General features: G+C 31.8%; 18 protein-coding genes. 13 read left to right on the top strand and 5 right to left on the bottom strand.

Translation table 11 applies throughout. From position 1 onward, the window contains the following. The 5 genes from GQF29_RS02430 (at position 1) to GQF29_RS02410 (ending at position 5,390) form a co-directional block, all read left to right on the top strand. Entirely contained in the window at positions 1 to 1,386 is a 1,386-nt protein-coding gene (locus GQF29_RS02430; protein WP_017144165.1) for an MFS transporter, read from the top strand. A 94-nt stretch (positions 1,387 to 1,480) separates the two neighbouring features. Then, positions 1,481 to 2,332, top strand: a complete 852-nt coding sequence (locus GQF29_RS02425) for an AraC family transcriptional regulator (RefSeq protein WP_008788384.1) — start codon at positions 1,481 to 1,483, stop codon at positions 2,330 to 2,332. Positions 2,333 to 2,403: 71 nt separating this feature from the next. After that, entirely contained in the window at positions 2,404 to 3,519 is a 1,116-nt protein-coding gene (locus GQF29_RS02420; RefSeq protein WP_008788385.1) for an alpha/beta hydrolase, read from the top strand. 9 nt (positions 3,520 to 3,528) lie between these two features. After that, the gene (locus GQF29_RS02415) at positions 3,529 to 4,419 is read left to right on the top strand and encodes an ROK family protein (protein WP_008788386.1); all 891 of its coding nucleotides are present in this window, start codon (positions 3,529 to 3,531) and stop codon (positions 4,417 to 4,419) included. Between the two features lie 107 nt (positions 4,420 to 4,526). Then, entirely contained in the window at positions 4,527 to 5,390 is an 864-nt protein-coding gene (locus GQF29_RS02410) for a phosphatase PAP2 family protein (protein WP_008788387.1), read from the top strand. Positions 5,391 to 5,478: 88 nt separating this feature from the next. On the opposite strand, the gene GQF29_RS02405 is transcribed toward GQF29_RS02410, so the two are convergent. Together GQF29_RS02405 and GQF29_RS02400 are read right to left on the bottom strand one after the other, a co-directional pair. Next, positions 5,479 to 6,048 (bottom strand): chromate transporter, encoded by a 570-nt coding sequence (locus GQF29_RS02405; protein ID WP_008788388.1) that lies wholly within the window; start codon positions 6,046 to 6,048, stop codon positions 5,479 to 5,481. Beyond that, complete coding sequence (locus GQF29_RS02400) at positions 6,045 to 6,611, bottom strand: chromate transporter (protein WP_008788389.1); 567 nt, start codon at positions 6,609 to 6,611, stop codon at positions 6,045 to 6,047. Before GQF29_RS02400 ends, GQF29_RS02405 begins: the two co-directional genes overlap by 4 nt. Before the next feature lie 107 nt (positions 6,612 to 6,718). Between GQF29_RS02400 and GQF29_RS02395 the strand changes: the two genes are divergently transcribed. Both GQF29_RS02395 and GQF29_RS02390 read left to right on the top strand, forming a co-directional pair. Further along, positions 6,719 to 7,612, top strand: coding sequence for a LysR family transcriptional regulator (locus GQF29_RS02395; RefSeq protein ID WP_008788390.1), 894 nt, complete (start codon positions 6,719 to 6,721; stop codon positions 7,610 to 7,612). Positions 7,613 to 7,923: 311 nt separating this feature from the next. After that, the gene (locus GQF29_RS02390) at positions 7,924 to 8,637 is read left to right on the top strand and encodes a UPF0236 family transposase-like protein (protein WP_008788391.1); all 714 of its coding nucleotides are present in this window, start codon (positions 7,924 to 7,926) and stop codon (positions 8,635 to 8,637) included. Between the two features lie 422 nt (positions 8,638 to 9,059). Here GQF29_RS02390 and GQF29_RS02385 read toward each other — a convergent pair whose 3' ends face one another. Then, positions 9,060 to 10,058, bottom strand: a complete 999-nt coding sequence (locus GQF29_RS02385) for a GGGtGRT protein (protein ID WP_008788392.1) — start codon at positions 10,056 to 10,058, stop codon at positions 9,060 to 9,062. Positions 10,059 to 10,073: 15 nt separating this feature from the next. Beyond that, entirely contained in the window at positions 10,074 to 10,766 is a 693-nt protein-coding gene (locus tag GQF29_RS02380; RefSeq protein WP_008788393.1) for an iron-sulfur cluster assembly scaffold protein, read from the bottom strand. Between the two features lie 280 nt (positions 10,767 to 11,046). Here GQF29_RS02380 and GQF29_RS02375 point away from each other — a divergent pair, with 280 nt between their 5' ends. From GQF29_RS02375 to GQF29_RS02350, 6 genes are all read left to right on the top strand, one after another. Next, positions 11,047 to 11,478 (top strand): MarR family winged helix-turn-helix transcriptional regulator, encoded by a 432-nt coding sequence (locus GQF29_RS02375; protein ID WP_008788394.1) that lies wholly within the window; start codon positions 11,047 to 11,049, stop codon positions 11,476 to 11,478. Continuing rightward, positions 11,478 to 12,242, top strand: a complete 765-nt coding sequence (locus GQF29_RS02370) for a sulfite exporter TauE/SafE family protein (protein WP_008788395.1) — start codon at positions 11,478 to 11,480, stop codon at positions 12,240 to 12,242. Before GQF29_RS02375 ends, GQF29_RS02370 begins: the two co-directional genes overlap by 1 nt. A 73-nt stretch (positions 12,243 to 12,315) precedes the next feature. Next, positions 12,316 to 13,212, top strand: a complete 897-nt coding sequence (locus GQF29_RS02365) for a MurR/RpiR family transcriptional regulator (protein ID WP_008788396.1) — start codon at positions 12,316 to 12,318, stop codon at positions 13,210 to 13,212. Between the two features lie 123 nt (positions 13,213 to 13,335). Then, positions 13,336 to 14,220, top strand: a complete 885-nt coding sequence (locus GQF29_RS02360; RefSeq protein WP_008788397.1) for an ROK family protein — start codon at positions 13,336 to 13,338, stop codon at positions 14,218 to 14,220. A 134-nt stretch (positions 14,221 to 14,354) separates the two neighbouring features. Beyond that, the gene (locus tag GQF29_RS02355; RefSeq protein ID WP_008788398.1) at positions 14,355 to 15,752 is read left to right on the top strand and encodes a 6-phospho-beta-glucosidase; all 1,398 of its coding nucleotides are present in this window, start codon (positions 14,355 to 14,357) and stop codon (positions 15,750 to 15,752) included. Positions 15,753 to 16,033: 281 nt separating this feature from the next. Continuing rightward, entirely contained in the window at positions 16,034 to 17,431 is a 1,398-nt protein-coding gene (locus GQF29_RS02350) for a PTS sugar transporter subunit IIC (protein ID WP_008788399.1), read from the top strand. A gap of 164 nt (positions 17,432 to 17,595) precedes the next feature. Here GQF29_RS02350 and GQF29_RS02345 read toward each other — a convergent pair whose 3' ends face one another. Next, positions 17,596 to 18,003, bottom strand: coding sequence for an Hsp20/alpha crystallin family protein (locus GQF29_RS02345; protein ID WP_008788400.1), 408 nt, complete (start codon positions 18,001 to 18,003; stop codon positions 17,596 to 17,598). Positions 18,004 to 18,126: the final 123 nt, after the last annotated feature.

Here is an 18,126-nt window from a genome sequence, read left to right as displayed (position 1 = left end):
ATGAAAAAAAATCAAAGTAATATAACTTCTGAAAAAATTGGACTTTTTGAAAAGATTGCTTATGGTGGAGGAGATTTGGCAAGTAATCTTATTCTTGTTTTATCAAGTACGTTTGTCACTTTCTTCTATACAGATGCATTGGGATTAAATGCTGCAATTATTGGTATGATTATGATGGTTTCACGTTTTCTTGATGGGACAAGTGATATCATTATGGGGTTTATTGTTGATAAGACAAGATCTAAACATGGAAAAGCAAGACCGTGGTTATTATGGTTAGCAATTCCGATTACTGTCTCTCTCATATTAATGTTTACAGTTCCACAAACAGGTGATTTTGGAAAGTATGTATATGTAGCCATTACTTATAATCTAGTGACAACAATCTTGTACACAGCTATTAATATTCCATATGGAGCACTCACTTCATTAATGTCACGTGATCAGGATCAACGTATGGTTATTAATATTTTTAGAATGACGATGGCACAAATAGGTTCATTGATTATTAATGCTATTACTTTACCAATTGTTAATTCTTTAGGAGGAAGTGGTGATCAAAAATCTTGGATCATAACTTCAGTTATTTATGGGATTGCTGCTTTAATATTATTTTTGCTTTGCTTCTTTAAGACAAAGGAACGTGTGAAAGTCAATGAGAATAAGGAAGCAGAACAAAAAATGTCATTTATAACATCAATTAAGTTTTGTTTAAAAAATGATCAGTGGCTTGTTTTGGTTATTTATTGGGTTATTATGGCTTTTGGAATGGCTATGAGTATGAGTGTTGGAACATATTATGCAAAATACATTCTTGGTAATGAGAATTTTGCTGGATTCTTAATGGCTATTTCTATTGTTCCTGTTGTTATTTTTATGCCACTTCTCCCTCCACTCATCAGAAAGATAGGAAAGTGTAAGGTTTCTATTATTGGTGGTATTATCTCTGTAGTGGCTTTGTCTCTTATGGCACTCAATCCAACAAGTATGAACTGGTTACTCGTTTGTTCACTCATCAAAGGAATTGGACAATCTGCGACGGCAGGAACAATTTTTGCAATGGTTGCTGATACAATTGAATATGGACAATGGAAAACTGGTGTTCGTACAGAAGGAATGTTATATTCAAGTACAACATTTGGTGCAAAAATTGGTATGGGAGTTGGTGGTGCAATTGCTATGGCTATTTTAGGAGCCACCGGATACAATGGTTTATTAGCAACTCAAAGTGAATCTGTTTATCAAGTTCTGAAAGTCTTATATATTTATATTCCTATTGCTTTTTCAGTGTGTATGCCAATATTATTAAAAGTTTTCTATAAATTAGATAATATTTATCCACAAGTTATGGCAGATTTACAAGAACGTGAAAATATAGTGGAATAGAGTTTGCTTATTTAAAAATGTGATATGTCAATTGATGTATCACTATTTTTATAATTTTTGCTATGATATAATGAAAAACAAGAGGTGATGAAAAATGGATAAATACTATCATGAAAGAGTGACATTAAAACATCAAATTCCAGCAATGATAGCTGTTCTTGATCAAGATGAAATTGAAAAACAATTTCCTTATGGGGCTTTTATTCCAATGCATTGGCATCGCAGTTTAGAAATTTCTTTATTAGAAAATGCAGAAGTTGTTTTACAGATTGGTGAAAAAGAATATTTTATTGATAATGATTTTACCTGTGTGAATAGTGGCACTCTGCATTCTTTACATGCTCAATCTATAAGAGAAAATCCACATTGTTTTATTGTTTTAATTTCTTATGATTTTATGAAACAATATTATTCGAATATTGATAATATTTCTTTTGATTTATCACTTAAAGACAATCATGATGACTTAAGAGTTTTATATCGTCGTTTAGAAAATTTGTATCTTCATCAGGATGAATATTCTTATTTAGATATGACAGCATGTATATTTGATATCTTTGCTTTATTATTAAGAGAGTATAAAATAGATAAACAATATATCAAAACAAAATCATCAAAGAATCATGAACAGATGAAAGAAATATTAACTTATTTACATGAGCATTATCAGGAACCTTTATCTTTAAATGATATGGCTGCTTCATTTTATATGAGTAAAGAACATTTCTCTAGACAATTTCATCTTTATGTTGGAAAAACATTTAGAGATTATTTGGCTTCATATCGATTGTATAAAGCATATGAAGATATTATCAATACAGATATGACTGTACAAGATATTGCACGTATTCATGGCTTTTGTAATGTCAAGTCATTCATCAAATTATTTCATGAAACCTATCATCAAACACCACTTCAATATCGTAAGAAAATGTCAAGAAATTGACATTTTTTTGTCAATTAAATACAACTTTATGAAAGCATTTTTATTTATAATTATAAATAGGAGGATTAATTATGGGTAAAAAATACAGTGAAGAGTTATTGAATAAAATTCGGCAAAAACAAAAGTGTGTATGTATGAACGGAATAGATGTTATTGTGAAACCTATTCCTGATTGTGATGAAGATGGAATGATGGATCCGCGCTTATATCATGATAATAAGAAGATGGCTACAATGATGAGATTTATGCCAAAAAGTCTTATGAAGATTGATGCTTCTCCTAAATCTATTGACCGTTTAAGAGGAATGTTTAACGGAGTCAAGAGTGAACCTATTGCTTCTGATAAAATCAAAGTGATTCAACAAACCATGAATGGAATGGATAATAATGATATCCCTATTCAAATCTACTTACCAATTGAGACAAAGGAGAAAACACCAGTCCTTTATTATATTCATGGTGGTGGGTTCTTTGCAGGTCATATGGGTGTTGTTGATCAACTGGTGAAAATGATTGTTGAAAGGTTTCATGTTGTTGCTGTTTCAATTGATTATCGCTTAGCACCAGAAAATCCTTATCCTAAGGGACATCAGGATTGTTATGAAGGATTAAAATGGGTGTATCACCATATTCAAGACTATGGTGGGGATAACAAGAATATTTTTGTGGCTGGAGATAGTGCAGGTGGAAATTTAACACAATATTGTACAACACGTGACATGGAAGATGGAAGTCATATGGTCAAAGGGCAATTGTTATTGTATCCAACGGTTAATATGGGTGGTATAGATGATGATGAATCTCATTGGAGCATAGAGCGTTATCATATACATCCTAAACATAAAAAAGTGATAGAGGCATCATTATCAATGATGGGTGGTGATGATGGTATGACCAATATGTTAGGCGATATTCTTGGAACTCAAGATATTATGAATCGCTATTTAACGCCATATATGATGGATTTAACAGGCTTACCACCAACTTTTGTGACTGTCGGTGAACATGATTTTCTCTATATAGAATGCATGGCATATGCTAAAAAATTAGTTAAAGCGGGCGTAGAAACGACAACGGTTGTTTATAAAGGAATGGGACATGCTTATGGTGATAATATTGGTGTTTATCCACAGAGTGAGGATTGTGCAATGGAAATGGGAAAGTTTATTATTAAACATAGTAAATAGGAGAACAGTATGAAAAAATTAATTTTTGATGTTGGTGCAAGTGCCATTAAATATGCATTGATGGATAATGATGCACATATTTATGAGAAGGGTAAAGAAGTCACACCACATGACAATTTTGAGCATTTTTTAACAATCTTGAAGTCAATCTATGAGAAATATCAAACACAAATTGATGGGATTGCCTTGAGTTTACCAGGAACTATTGATTCAGTACGTGGCCAAATCTATGCTCCTGGTGGACTTTCTTATAATGAAAATATCAATTTGGTAGATAAAATGCGTAGTTTTACACAACTTCCTATTACAATTGAAAATGATGGGAAAAGTGCAGCTTTAGCAGAAGTATGGAAAGGAAATCTTAAAGATTGTCAAGATGGGATTGTGATTGTAGTAGGAAGTGGTCTTGGTGGTGGAATTATTAAAGATGGTCAATTATGGAAAGGACAACATCTTTTTGCAGGTGAATTCTCATATATTTTCCAAGGCGAAGGAACTTCTTTTATGGAAAATGCTTGGGCGGTTAAAGGCAGTACGACAGCATTAATTATGGATGTTGCACGTCGTAAAAACATAGAGGCAAGTCAACTAGATGGTTATCGTATCTTTCAATGGGTTGAAGCATTAGATGAAGAAGCCTGTGCTGCTTTGCAAACTTTAGCGAAAAATTTAGCTATTGGTATATATAATTTACAATGTATCTTAGATCCACAAAAGATACTTATTGGTGGTGGAATTAGTCAACAGCCTATTCTCATTGAAAAAATTCAAGAAGAATTAAATAAAATCTATGAAAAAATCCCTTTTGACATTCCTCATGCTCAAATAGATAATTGTTGTTATTATAATGATTCTAACATGATTGGAGCATTGTATAATTTCTTGACTATGTATCCTTGATAGGAGTTATTCATAGATTATGGTGAAATAACGAAACCTACATGATGAAAGAAAACTTTATTTTCACTTTCTTTATGTGGGTTTTTGTATAAAAAAGGAGCTAAGATATGAAAGTATTTGAAAAGAAAAATTGTCTTTTTGTTGGTATTTTATTGTTGGTATTTATGATTGTAGGTTCATTTTTTGATTTTCAAATTTCTACAGCATTATTTGATCCTGATAGTTTATTTGGAATGTTATTTGCAAGTTATGGACAACTTCCAGCCATGTTATGTATAAGTACAGCTGGAACTTTACTCATTAAAATTGCTGATCATCAAAAGAAAGTATTACTTATTCTCAGTTATTTATTTGGAATTTTGCTCAATGCTTTTGCTATTCTTGGAATAACAATGGATCCTATGTTATATATTCCTCATATGTCAATAGTTTTAAGTCTAATCATTGCAGTTATACTTGTTGGAGTTGTTAATTTTATTATGTTAAAACTCACACAAGATGCAAATCGTCAGCAAATTAAGAAGGTCATCATTCTTTTTATTGGTGTTATGTTTCTGGAAATGATTATTATCAATATTATTAAAATTCCTTGGGCTCGTCCAAGAATGCGTATGATAACGGCACAAAATCAAGTGTTTCAACCTTGGTGGGTTATTGGAAGTGATATGAAAGACCATTTGATGGCATTGGGGATAGCTGCTGAAGAATTCAAATCATTTCCTTCTGGACATACTGGTAATGCTGCATGTGCTCTTTTGCTAGGTGTTCTACCAGTGATTTGCCAAAAATTGAAAGGAAAAGAAAATTTGTTATTCTTTATTGGTGTTATATTTACATTAACAGTTGCTTTTTCAAGAATTATTGTGGGGGCTCATTTTTTAACAGATGTAACGATTGGAATGAGTGTGACATTTCTGATTGAAGTGATATTTGTATATAAGTTGTGGAAAAAAGATAATGACAGCATATAAAATAAATGAAAATCATGTATTTCTATGTTTAAATCAAAAAGAAGATAAAAAACTATCTACTAAATAGTGAATTATCTTCTTTTCAATTTCATAATAAATTTCCCACAACAAAATATTGAATAACATTTAAAATTCCAGCCAATACCATAACAAAGATTGGATTCATTTTCCATTTCATTAATAAGAACATACAGATACCAAAAATAACAACCATTTGTATTTTTATTGTATTGATACTGATTCCAAGTTCACCAAAGATTGCTGAAATAATAATTGTTAAGCCTGCTGTTGCAATGAGTGAAACAACGGCTGGACGTAGTGTACTCAAAACAACTTGTAATGATTTCATATTGCGATATTTTAAATAGAGCCATGCAATGATTGTCACAATGATACAAGCGGGTAAAATACATCCTAATGTTGCAACAATGGCACCAGGGATACCAGCTATTTTGATACCAACAAATGTTGCAGAATTGACAGCAATAGGACCAGGAGTCATTTGTGAAATAGTTACCAGATCTGTAAACTCTGATAAACTTAACCAATGGTGTAAATCAACAACTTGATTTTGAATGAGTGGCATAGCAGCATAACCACCACCAAAACTAAAAGCACCAATTTGTAAAAAACTTAAAAACAATTGCAAATAAATCATATCATTTCACTTCCTTTTTGTACAAATGTCTTGATGAGTCCTAGAGCAATACATACCAGTATGACATAAACAACATTGACATTGAAAAAATAAGTGACAATAAAAGACACTGTCATAATGATGAGTGAAAAAGGATTTTTTTCTTTAACAATACCTGATCCCATTTCAAAAACAACGGAAGCAATCACGGCTCCTACTCCAGCCTGCATACCTTCTAACATCAAAGATACAAGTAAATTTGTACGAAAAGCATTATAACAAACTGAGATAGCAGAAATAATGACAAAAGGAGGAATAATCGTTGCAATCACTGAAACAAGCACACCTAGCATGCCTGCTAATTTATATCCTACAACAATGGCTCCATTCACTGCAATTGCACCTGGTGCAGATTGTGCAATAGCAATTAGATCTAACATTTCATCCTCATCTATCCAATGATATTCACTGACAAACTTTTTGCGCATTAATGTCACTATGACATAACCGCCACCAAAAGTAAAAGCACTTAAATATAAAGTTGAAAGAAAGAGCTTTCTTAATTTATATTTTTCTATGTTCATATGTCTACCTCCATAGTCACATCATACATTGTCTTGAAAAATAAGTAAAATACTATTATTATATAATATATATAATAATTTTGTTATGTATTGAAAGGAGTTCTTTTATGACATTACGCCATTTGCTTATTTTTATTCAAGTCTATGAAAATCAAAGTATTACCAAAGCAGCACAAAAGATGCACATTGCTCAACCTTCTATCAGTTTAGCCATTAAAGAAATGGAAAATTATTATTCTGTTCAATTTTTTGATCGTATGAATAGAAAAATCTTTCCAACAATTGCAGCAAAGCAATTCTATGAATATGCAGTTCATATTATTTCATTGTTTTCAGAAATGGAAAAAGGTATAAAGAATTGGGAAGAGGAAGGTATGATTAGGATTGGCAGCAGTATGACAATTGGTCATTATGTCTTACCTCATGTTGTTCAATTATTAAAGAAAAAATATCCAAACTTAAAGATTAAAATGTTTGTGTATAATTCTGAAACATTAGAAAAGTTAATTATCGAAAATAAGATTGATTTTGCACTTGTTGAAACTCATCTTCAAAATGAGAATATTATTCAGATTCCGTTTATGTCTGATTATCTTTCTACTATAGTCTGTCTAAATCATCCACTCTTATTCAAAAACGATTTACAACTTGCTGATTTACTTGATTATCCATTTTTAATGAGAGAACAAGGAAGTTCAGTTTATAATCTTGTCAATAGTATTTTTGTATCACATCAGTATTCTATTGAATTTGCAATGGAAAGTAGCAGTACACAAGCTATTGTGAGAAGTGTTGAAGCAGGTTTAGGAATTTCTACTTTACCATTTATGTTGGTAAAAGATGCAATAGAAGAAAAAAGAGTAAAAGAAATTTTTGTTTCTGAATTAAATATCAAAAGGTCATATCATATTATTTATCATAAAAATAAATATCTCTCTTCATTATCAAAGGATTTTTTTGAAATATGCTTAGACTATGGAAAACAACATGAATTTTTATGATGAAAAGGCCCATAGATCTAATGGTCAGTTCACATAAAGAAAAGAGGCTGTAACAGATAAATAGTTTCTTGAATACAAAAAAGTGATGAGTTTCATCTAGAATTAGGTGAGAAAACACCACTTTTTTGGTATGATTTGATTGTGGAAATCACGACATTAACACAATCAAATTATGGTAATTATAATAGCACATTTCAGTTACCATTACAAATTAATGCTTGTATTCGATAGTGTAAAATTGTTGGGGAGATGAAATAAAAAAAGAAATCCTGTATAATTTAAGTTACCACACATAAATCAGGAGGATTTCTATGTCTATTATTTTATCACACTTTCAACCTATTTCAACCCCTTTTCATTTTTTTGATTCCTCTATATATTCATCTCATAATCCCTTATTATGGGAATCTAATTATCTCAATTTCTCTTCTCAATTGATTCAACAACTTTTTATTGATTATCTTCGCAATATTGATGAATGCTTCTTTCATTCTGATGAAAGAAAGAATTCCTATTACTCTAAAGACAAGCAGCCTAGAACTCTTGTTACTTTATTTGGCACTATAACTTTTACAAGAAGACGCTATACAAATAGGTCAACTGGAAATTCTTTTCATTATATTGATTATCTGCTTGGCATATCTCAATATCAGAGAGTCACAAATCAGGTTGTCTCACAAATCTTTCATAATGTTTCTTGTGATCATGACAGTTACAGAAAAGCTACACAACCCTTTGGATTATCTAAGTCATTTGCCTATTACCAAATCAAAAAGCTGAAAACAGATGTCTTTATGCCATACCTTAATAAACCCATCACTTGTGATAATCTTCATATCGTTGCTGATGAGGATCATATTGCACTTCAGAATAAAAACAAACCAAGGAAAAGGAATTCCATAAATTCATATATGCTTAGACATGTCACTATTTTTACCGAGATTACAAAAATATGTAAAAACAGAAACAAACTGGAAAACAGAATGATTCTTACACAAAGAGCAATATCAAATTTCTTCATATAAGCATTTTTCATAAAGATACGCATAAGTGTTTTTAGGGCTCTAGCATATGTAAAAATTGTTGTGTCTTTCACTTGAAGTGTTTCTTTCATATCTAGAATAAAATTATCCATAGTCTCTTGATTAAAAGATGAGATAGGGGTATTATATTAGGCACAATAAACCTATAAATTGATTTCATACTCTCTTTATAATGTTTTATTGTTCCATCACGCAAGTTCCTAGCTTTACAATATAATAAGTATTCTTCACATCCTTCCTCAAATGTTAAATTTGTTTCTTTTTTCATTGTTAACTTCTTCATAATTGTACCTTTCTTGCGTACAAAAAAACTGCACACATCATCATAGAATTTATCTAAATAACGTGTACAGTTTTAATTTACTCATATAATTTTAAGTAGTTTAAACTTTAAAAAAATATAATTATTTACAAGCTTCTTCAATCGCTACTGCAACAGCTACAGTTGCACCAACCATAGGGTTATTACCCATACCGATTAATCCCATCATTTCTACGTGAGCAGGAACTGATGAAGAACCAGCAAATTGTGCATCACTGTGCATACGTCCCATAGTATCAGTCATACCATAAGAAGCAGGTCCAGCTGCCATATTATCAGGATGTAATGTACGTCCTGTTCCTCCACCTGAAGCAACAGAGAAATATTTTTTACCTTGTTCGATACATTCTTTTTTATAAGTACCAGCTACTGGATGTTGGAAACGAGTAGGGTTAGTAGAGTTACCAGTAATAGAAACATCTACACCTTCTTTATGCATAATTGCAACACCTTCACGAACATCATCAGAACCATAGCAGTTTACTTTTGCTCTCGCTCCATCAGAGTAAGCTGTTCTAGATACTTCTTTAACTTCACCAGTGAAATAATCAAATTCAGTTTCTACATAAGTGAATCCGTTAATTCTTGAGATGATTTTAGCAGCATCTTTTCCTAAACCATTTAAGATAACTCTTAATGGTTTTGTTCTTACTTTATTTGCTTTTTCAGCAATTTTAATTGCTCCTTCAGCAGCAGCGAATGATTCATGTCCAGCTAAGAAACAGAAACATTCAGTGTTTTCATCTAATAACATAGATCCTAAGTTCCCATGACCTAAACCTACTTTACGATCATCAGCAACTGATCCAGGAATACAAAATGATTGTAAACCTACACCAATAGTTTTTGCAGCATCAACTGCTTTTGTATCTCCATTTTTGATTGCCATTGCAGCACCTACAGTGTAAGCCCAGCAAGCATTTTCAAAACAGATTGGTTGTGTTGATTTGACGATATCATATACATCAATACCTTTTTCATCACAAATTGCTTTAGCTTCTTCGATTGATTTGATATCATATTTAGCTAATGCAGCGTTAATTTGATCAATTCTTCTCTCATAACTTTCAAATAATGCCATTTTCGTACCTCCTCATTAATCCTTTCTTGGATCGATGTATTTAGCAGCTTCAGCAAATCTACCATAAGTACCAGTAGCTTCTTTTAAAGCTTCATTTGCATCTTTTCCAGCTTTAATCATATCCATCATTCTTCCAAGACTAATGAATTCATAACCGATGATTTCATTGTTGCTATCTAAAGCAAGTCTGTTTACATAACCTTCAGTTAATTCCAAGTATCTAGGACCTTTTAATTGAGTTGAATAAGATGTACCAACCATACTTCTTAATCCTTTACCTAAATCTTCAAGACCAGCACCTACAGGAAGTCCACCTTCAGAGAAAGCTGATTGAGTACGACCGTAAACAATTTGTAAGAATAATTCTCTCATTGCAGTGTTAATTGCATCACAAACTAAGTCAGTATTTAAACCTTCTAATAAAGTTTTACCAACTAATGCTTCTGAAGCCATAGCTGCAGAGTGAGTCATACCAGAGCATCCGATTGTTTCAATTAATGCTTCTTCGATAATTCCTTCTTTAACGTTTAAAGATAATTTACATGCACCTTGTTGAGGAGCACACCAACCAATACCATGTGTTAATCCAGAAATATCTTTAATTTCTTTTGAATATACCCATTTTCCTTCTTCAGGAATTGGAGCACACCCATGACTAGCACCACGTGTTACGCATTGCATTTCTTCTACTTCATGTGTATAAATCATTTTTTTACTCCTTTCATTTTATAAAATGATTACTGCAAGGATAAAGGAAAATTTAGTTTATTTTCCATTCTCCAGGTGAAGGAATTCACCTACTGTGATTATAAGGCAAAAGGTCTTCAAAGTCAATGAACTCCGAGTATTCCAATGATAAAAAATGTAGAAAAATGACATCAAGAAATAAGCAGAATTTAGGAATATATGAAAAAAGTAGAACTGTTTCATTGACTCTTTGAACTATCTATACTATAATAGTTCAAAATAGAACTAATATGGAGGCAATATGACAGATTTACTAAAAATGATTCATAGTATGAAATCTTTATATGACCATCTCTGTATGGATGTTATGCAAGCATATCACTTAACACGCAGTGAACTTGATATTTTATTATTCTTACATAATAATCCTGAGTTTGATAGTGCTAAAGACATTGTAGAAAAAAGAGGGCTGGTCAAATCACATGCTTCAATGGGAATTGAGAAGCTCATACAAAAGGGTTATCTAAAGACAGTTCAAGATCAAAAAGATAAACGTCGTTATCATCTTTATCTTTTAACTTCAAGTCAACCAATTATTGAAGCCGGTTTAAAAGCACAAAAACGTTTTAATGATATTCTTTTTCAAGGAATTAGTGAAGATGAATTAAAATGTTGGGAAAACATTTTAAGACAAATGAGTTATAATATTATAGATGGGAAGGAAGAGATTTAATGTTTGCATATTTTATTTATATTATTGCAGGAATGGGAGCGGGAATTGGAACGGGATTAGCAGGTCTATCAGCTGCGGCTGTTATTTCACCCATGCTTATTACTTTTTTGGGATTTGATCCTTATGAAGCAGTGGGAATTTCTTTAGCCTCTGATGTTTTGGCATCGGCTATTTCGGCTTATACATATGGAAAAAATAAAAACTTAGATATTAAAAATGGATTGGTTATGTTAGCGAGTGTTTTGGTCTTTACACTGATTGGGAGTTATATTGCTTCATTGGTTCCAGGTGGAACAATGGGTAGTTTTTCGGTTTTTATGACATTATTATTAGGAATTAAATTTATTGTTCGACCAGTCATGACAACAAAGGAAGCACAAGCGGAGAAGACACAAAAAGAGAAAAATATTCAATCATTAATATGTGGCTGTTTCATTGGATTTATTTGTGGGTTTATTGGTGCTGGTGGAGGAATGATGTTATTGTTGATATTAACATCTGTTCTTCAATATGAATTAAAGACAGCAGTAGGAACGAGCGTCTTTATTATGTCATTTACGGCATTTACTGGAGCATGTTCACATTTTGCAATTGGTGGTATGCCAAATATAGAAGCCTTGATTGTTTGTGTAGTTGCAACTTTAGTAGGTGCAAGAATAGCAGCTTTATTTGCTAATAAAGCAGAGCCAAAGAGGTTGAATCAAGCAACAGGAGTTGTTTTAACTGTTTTAGGATTGGCTATGGTCATTACAAATTATATGTAATGACTTTTTCATTTATTGGAAGCGTTTGTCAAATAAGTGGACTGTTGTTATAATGTTAAAGAGGTGAGGATAAATGTTGGTAAAAGAAAAGTTAATGATGAGAGAAGAATTTTCAGAAGTAGATATTGCGATTGCTAATTATGTTTTAGAGCGTGAATATCAATTGAAACAGGATAGTGTCAGAAGAATTGCTCAGGAAACTTATGTATCACCATCTTCAATTATACGATTCTGTCAGAAACTTGGATATGAAGGATATAATGATTTTAGAGATGATTATTTAAAAGAGTTAAAATATTTATCATCACATTTTAAGAATATTGATCCTAATTTTCCCTTTAAAAGAACTGATAAAAATACAGTTGTTGCCAATAAACTAGCAACTCTTTATGAAGAAACAATTCAAGATTGTCTTTCACTTATTCATCATGATTCTCTGCAACAGGCTATCAATATGCTAAATAAAGCAAAGCATATATATATTTGTGCATCTGGTGCTCAAGTAGAGTTAGCTTCAGTTTTTAAGGTGAAGATGATGAAAATAGGAAAAGGTGTTGTGGTTTATTCACATGCTGAAGATATTTACTATCAGGCGTGTTATTGTGAACAGGATAGTTGTTTTATAATGATTTCTTATTCTGGCGAAACTGATAAAATTTTAAAAGTTGCTAAAAAAATCAAAGAAAGAGGGATAGATGGTCTAGCAATGACATCATATGGAAACAATACTTTATCTTCTTTAATTGATTGTTGTTTATATGTTTCTACTAGAGAAAAACTGGTTTCAAACTTAGGAACATTTGGATTAAATATTTGTATTATGTATTTATTAGATGTTTTATATTCCAATTGTTTTAATAGTGATTATGAAAACAATTTAGATAAAAAGATTAAAAATTCTTTGGCCTTTGAGAAATCTGAACGTATTGGTGGTAGACATTCTGATAACCCTATTTTAAAAGAAGAATGAAACAATGTTTTATATGTTCCTAGCTAAGAGAACTTTTTTAAGAAACAATGTGCTTTTTTGTTAGAGTTATCTTGTTTGAAAATATAGGAAATATATAATAAAGAAAAAACAAGGAGAATTATTATGTATTATTTGGGAATTGATATAGGTGGAACTTTTATCAAATATGCTTTAATTCATAAAAATATGAAAGTTATTAAGAAATGGAAAAAAGAAACACAAAAATATGAAACTGTTGAAGCTTTTTATGATTATTTATGTGCTGATATCTATAATCTTAATGAAATTGAATTGATAGGTGTCAGTGCTCCAGGAGTTATTGATGAAACTTCTCAGGTGATGTCTGAAGCAGCTAAAAATGTCAGAATTATGTATAAGACATATGTTAATCAGGAAATAGAAAAAAGATTGCATAAACCCACAGCTACTATTAATGATGCAAAGGCTGCTGGTTTATGTGAATTAAAATTGGGACAAGGGCAAAATACAAAAACGAGTGCTTATGTTTTAATTGGAACTGGAATCGGTGGTTGTTTTTGTGATGAAAATGGTGCTATTCAGGGACATGATTATCTTGCAGGAGAATTATCTTGTTTACCATTTGCAATGATAGATGGTCAAATTGTCAGTGCTTCACGTTATGCCTCGATGTCAGCTTTAATTACTATTTATAATCAGATTGCTAATGAACCTTTACAATATGGAACAGAAATATGTGAAAGATATTTAAATAATGAAGAGAATGCTTTAAAGGCCATGAATCAATGGTGTACAAATATCATCTTTGTTTTGAATACCATCACACTTTGTTATAATCCTGAGGTTATCTGTATTGGTGGGGGAATTTCTGAGGAACAATGGTTTATACAAAAGATTCAAAAAATGTACCAAGAGCTCATTCCTAAACGTTTTGCATCTTTGGTGACAACGAAGATTAAAAGTTGTCAGTATCATAATGATGCCAATCTCTTAGGGGCAGTTCTATATACGATTTCAAATAGAGAATAGTGAAACACTGTTCTTTTTTTATTGTTTTAAAGAGTTGAAATTGAGGAACTCTGTTCAAAGTATTGTAAGAGATATTGTTTATTTAAAGAGATACTATAGAATAGTGGTATCAAAAGGAAAGAAGGAATATTGATATGTCAAAAGGTGTTAAAATTGTAACAATTGGTGGAGGAAGTAGTTATACTCCAGAATTAATGGAGGGATTTATCAAAAGATATGATGAACTTCCAATCAGAGAAATTTGGTTAGTAGATATTGAGGACGGTAAAGAAAAAATGGAAATCGTTGGAGCTATGGCTCAACGTATGTGGGATGCATCTCCTTATGATGTCAAAGTTCATATGACTTTAGACAGAAGAGAAGCATTACCTGGTGCTGACTTCGTTACAACTCAATTCCGTGTTGGTTTATTGAATGCTCGTATTAAAGATGAAAGAATTCCTTTCTCTTATGGAATGCTAGGACAAGAAACAAATGGTGCTGGAGGAATCTTCAAGGCTTTTAGAACAATTCCAGTGATCTTAGGTGTTGTTGAAGATATGAAAGAATTATGTCCTGATGCATGGTTAATCAACTTCACGAATCCAAGTGGAATGGTTACAGAAGCAGTTATGAAATATGGAAAATGGGATAAGGTTATTGGATTATGTAATGTGCCAGTAAGTGCAATGATGAAAGAACCAGAAACAATTGGGAAAACATTAGATCAATTAACTTATAAATTTGCTGGATTAAATCATTTCCACTGGCATAGAGTTTATGATGAAAATGGAAAAGAAGTGACTCAGGATATTATTGATGCTATGTATGAAGGTAAAGATAGCGGTATTCCTGTTAATATTCACAAAGTTCCATTCTTTAAAGAACAGCTAGATGCAATGAAAATGTTACCTTGTGGATATCATAGATATTACTATCGTCAACAAGAAATGTTAGCACATGGATTAGAAGAATACAGTGATCCAGAAGTGGGAACACGTGGACAACAAGTGAAACAAACAGAAGCAGAATTGTTTGAATTATATAAAGATCCAAACTTAGATCATAAACCAGAACAATTAGCAAAACGTGGAGGAGCTCATTATTCAGATGCAGCATGTGAAACAATTGCATCAATCTATTCAAATGCCAATAGACACATTGTTGTCACAACAAAGAATAATGGAGCAGTACCAGATTTACCAGCAGACTGTGCAGTAGAAGTCTCTGCATACATTGGAGCAACTGGGGCAAAAGCAATCGCTTTTGGAGAATTACAACCAGCTGAAAAAGGATGGTTACAATGTATGAAGAACATGGAACACTGTGTTGAAGCAGCAGCAGTCACAGGAGATTATGGAATGGCATTACAGGCATTTATTTTAAATCCACAAATTCCATCAGGAGAAAAAGCAAAACAAGTCTTAGATGAATTGTTATTAGCACATAAGAAATACTTACCACAATTTGCAGCAAAGATTGCAGAATTAGAAGCAGCAGGTGTTACTATTAAAGATGATGTTGCTAGAGAATTAGTAGAGGATGGGAAATAGAAATTCTTTCTCTATATTAGGTATATAAAAATAAGGAAGTTTTAAAATCATTGAATTTGTCAATGAAATTAATTCTTCCTTTTTGTTTTTCACCCAAATGTGGGTAAGCACCAAAATAGAAGTCTTTGATTTCTATTTTTTTCTTTTATGGAACAGTGTTTCTTATATTGAAAAAAGAAGATGATAAATTGGGGAACAATGTGCCTAAGGTCCTTTATAATATTGAGAGATTTGTCGAAAAACATATAATAGAAGTATATTCAAAAGAGGGAGGAAAGAATATGGATGCTTTTGCTGATAAGCTAGGACGTGTTGGAGCATGGTGTGGACAGAATAAATATTTGTCTGCTATCAAAAATGCGTTTCAAAATTTTATGCCAGCAACTATTGCTGGAGCCATTGGTGTTTTGTGGACAAATGTACTTATTAATGACAGAGTTGTAAATGGAGCACCTCAAGGTTTAGGGGGATTAATTTCAGGAATTATGGTGTTGGAACCATTGAATGCTATTTTCTCTGCTATTCAATTTGCAACAATCTCTTGTATTTCAATTGGTATTGTTATTCTTGTTGCACAAGAAATTGGTGAAATGAATGGAGAATCAGGAATCTTTAGTGCCGTTTTAGGATTTGTTTCATGGATGGTTGTCACTCCAAATACTTATGGAATGGCTGGACAAACAGTTACGCTTGCAGACTCAACAACAAAGGTTGTTTCAGACTTTTTACCAAAAGGGGCAACTGTTGCTGATTTTGGTGGAATTTCATCTCGTTATACTGGCGCCACTGGTCTATTTACGGCCTTAATTGTTGGGATTATTGCATTAGAAATCTTTGGATTTTTAAGAAAAATGGATGCATTGAAAATTAAGATGCCGGATCAAGTCCCACCAGGTGTTGCTAAATCTTTTGAAATCTTAATACCAGCATTTTTAACAGTCACAATTGTAGGAACTTTAGGATTTATCATTCAAAGTGTTTCTGGTCATTATGTCAATGATGTTATCTTTCAGTTAGTACAGGATCCACTTGGAAATATTATTGGGAATAATTTACTTGCTGTTTTGTTGTTATTTGTAATTATTTCATTATTTTGGTTAGTTGGTATTCATGGCAATAACATGGTAGAAGCGATTAATCAATCTATCTTTAGATCATTGTTATATGCTAATACTGCTGCTTATACTTCTGCCACATATAGTGGGCAACAAGATATTCCAAATATTCTCAATTTAACAATGTTAGAGATGTTTGGAAAATGGGGTGGCTCAGGATTAACATTATCTCTTGTTATTGCTATATTTATTTTTGGTAAACGTGAAGATAATCGTGCTATTGCGACATTATCAGTTGTTCCAGGTTTATTCAATATTAATGAAACAGTGACATTTGGTATGCCAATTGTCTTAAATCCTATTTTAGGAATACCCTTTATTTTAGCCCCATGTCTATCTTTAACAATTGGTTATTTCTTAACTGTTGTTGGATTCTGTCCAAAAGTTGTTCTAGAAGTTCCTTGGACAATGCCACCATTATTAATGGGATTTTTAGCAACTGGTGGAAATATCATGGGAGCTATCTCACAACTCATAGCTATTGTCGTTTGTGTTGTCATTTATGCACCATTCTTAATCGCTTATGAAAAATATCAAAATAAACAATCTGAAAAAATTGATTAATTGAACTTCTATTCATATTTTTGACAAAAATAAAACTATTTTTGTGAAATGAACCCCATTGTTTGGATATATAAATAATGGTGGTTCATTTTATTATGACGAAGCTAACAAGAAAAAAATATATGAAAAAGCCAGTTGACTTCAAAGTCAACTGACCTTTTCTCCTATTGAATAGGAATAAATTTTTTATCTTCAATTTGTGGAGTTGTATCTTTTGGAAGAGCAATTTTCAATTCTCCATTATCAAATGAAGCTTGAATATCTTCTTCTTTAATCTTGTCACCAACATAGAAATTACGACTGCAACTTCCACTATAACGTTCACGTCTAATGACATGACCATCATTATCTTTTTCTTCATTATTATAGTTCTTTGTTGCATTAATCATTAAATATCCATCTTTTAATTCAAGTTGAATATCTTCCTTTTTATAACCAGGAAGTTCCATATTCAACATATATTGATCATCCTTTTCAACAATATCTGTACGCATACTGTCAACTGAAGAATAATCAAATGGATCATGGAATAAATCATCAAACATATCATTAAATGCAGGTAGGAATTTCATAAAACATCGCCTCTTTCTTTTTTTATTTCTTTAACAATTAGATTTCAGTATAACTGAAAATGAAATTAACTACCTCATTAGGGACCTTCCCTAACTACACTTATATTATATCACTATTTTTAG

This window comes from Coprobacillus cateniformis (assembly GCF_009767585.1).
In the GTDB taxonomy this organism is placed as follows: Bacteria; Bacillota_I; Bacilli_A; order Erysipelotrichales; family Coprobacillaceae; genus Coprobacillus; species Coprobacillus cateniformis.
This window is presented reverse-complemented; position numbering and strand designations above follow the sequence as displayed.

Excerpts from the sequence above, each read along its gene's own strand:
- GQF29_RS02390 (WP_008788391.1), top strand. The coding sequence starts at position 7,924 with ATGTCTATTATTTTATCACACTTTCAACCTATTTCAACCCCTTTTCAT.
- GQF29_RS02415 (WP_008788386.1), top strand. The coding sequence starts at position 3,529 with ATGAAAAAATTAATTTTTGATGTTGGTGCAAGTGCCATTAAATATGCA.
- GQF29_RS02410 (WP_008788387.1), top strand. The coding sequence starts at position 4,527 with ATGAAAGTATTTGAAAAGAAAAATTGTCTTTTTGTTGGTATTTTATTG.
- GQF29_RS02400 (WP_008788389.1), bottom strand. The coding sequence starts at position 6,611 with ATGAACATAGAAAAATATAAATTAAGAAAGCTCTTTCTTTCAACTTTA.
- GQF29_RS02360 (WP_008788397.1), top strand. The coding sequence starts at position 13,336 with ATGTATTATTTGGGAATTGATATAGGTGGAACTTTTATCAAATATGCT.
- GQF29_RS02350 (WP_008788399.1), top strand. The coding sequence starts at position 16,034 with ATGGATGCTTTTGCTGATAAGCTAGGACGTGTTGGAGCATGGTGTGGA.
- GQF29_RS02395 (WP_008788390.1), top strand. The coding sequence starts at position 6,719 with ATGACATTACGCCATTTGCTTATTTTTATTCAAGTCTATGAAAATCAA.
- GQF29_RS02345 (WP_008788400.1), bottom strand. The coding sequence starts at position 18,003 with ATGAAATTCCTACCTGCATTTAATGATATGTTTGATGATTTATTCCAT.
- GQF29_RS02355 (WP_008788398.1), top strand. The coding sequence starts at position 14,355 with ATGTCAAAAGGTGTTAAAATTGTAACAATTGGTGGAGGAAGTAGTTAT.
- GQF29_RS02365 (WP_008788396.1), top strand. The coding sequence starts at position 12,316 with ATGTTGGTAAAAGAAAAGTTAATGATGAGAGAAGAATTTTCAGAAGTA.
- GQF29_RS02375 (WP_008788394.1), top strand. The coding sequence starts at position 11,047 with ATGACAGATTTACTAAAAATGATTCATAGTATGAAATCTTTATATGAC.
- GQF29_RS02430 (WP_017144165.1), top strand. The coding sequence starts at position 1 with ATGAAAAAAAATCAAAGTAATATAACTTCTGAAAAAATTGGACTTTTT.
- GQF29_RS02380 (WP_008788393.1), bottom strand. The coding sequence starts at position 10,766 with ATGATTTATACACATGAAGTAGAAGAAATGCAATGCGTAACACGTGGT.
- GQF29_RS02405 (WP_008788388.1), bottom strand. The coding sequence starts at position 6,048 with ATGATTTATTTGCAATTGTTTTTAAGTTTTTTACAAATTGGTGCTTTT.
- GQF29_RS02385 (WP_008788392.1), bottom strand. The coding sequence starts at position 10,058 with ATGGCATTATTTGAAAGTTATGAGAGAAGAATTGATCAAATTAACGCT.
- GQF29_RS02425 (WP_008788384.1), top strand. The coding sequence starts at position 1,481 with ATGGATAAATACTATCATGAAAGAGTGACATTAAAACATCAAATTCCA.
- GQF29_RS02420 (WP_008788385.1), top strand. The coding sequence starts at position 2,404 with ATGGGTAAAAAATACAGTGAAGAGTTATTGAATAAAATTCGGCAAAAA.
- GQF29_RS02370 (WP_008788395.1), top strand. The coding sequence starts at position 11,478 with ATGTTTGCATATTTTATTTATATTATTGCAGGAATGGGAGCGGGAATT.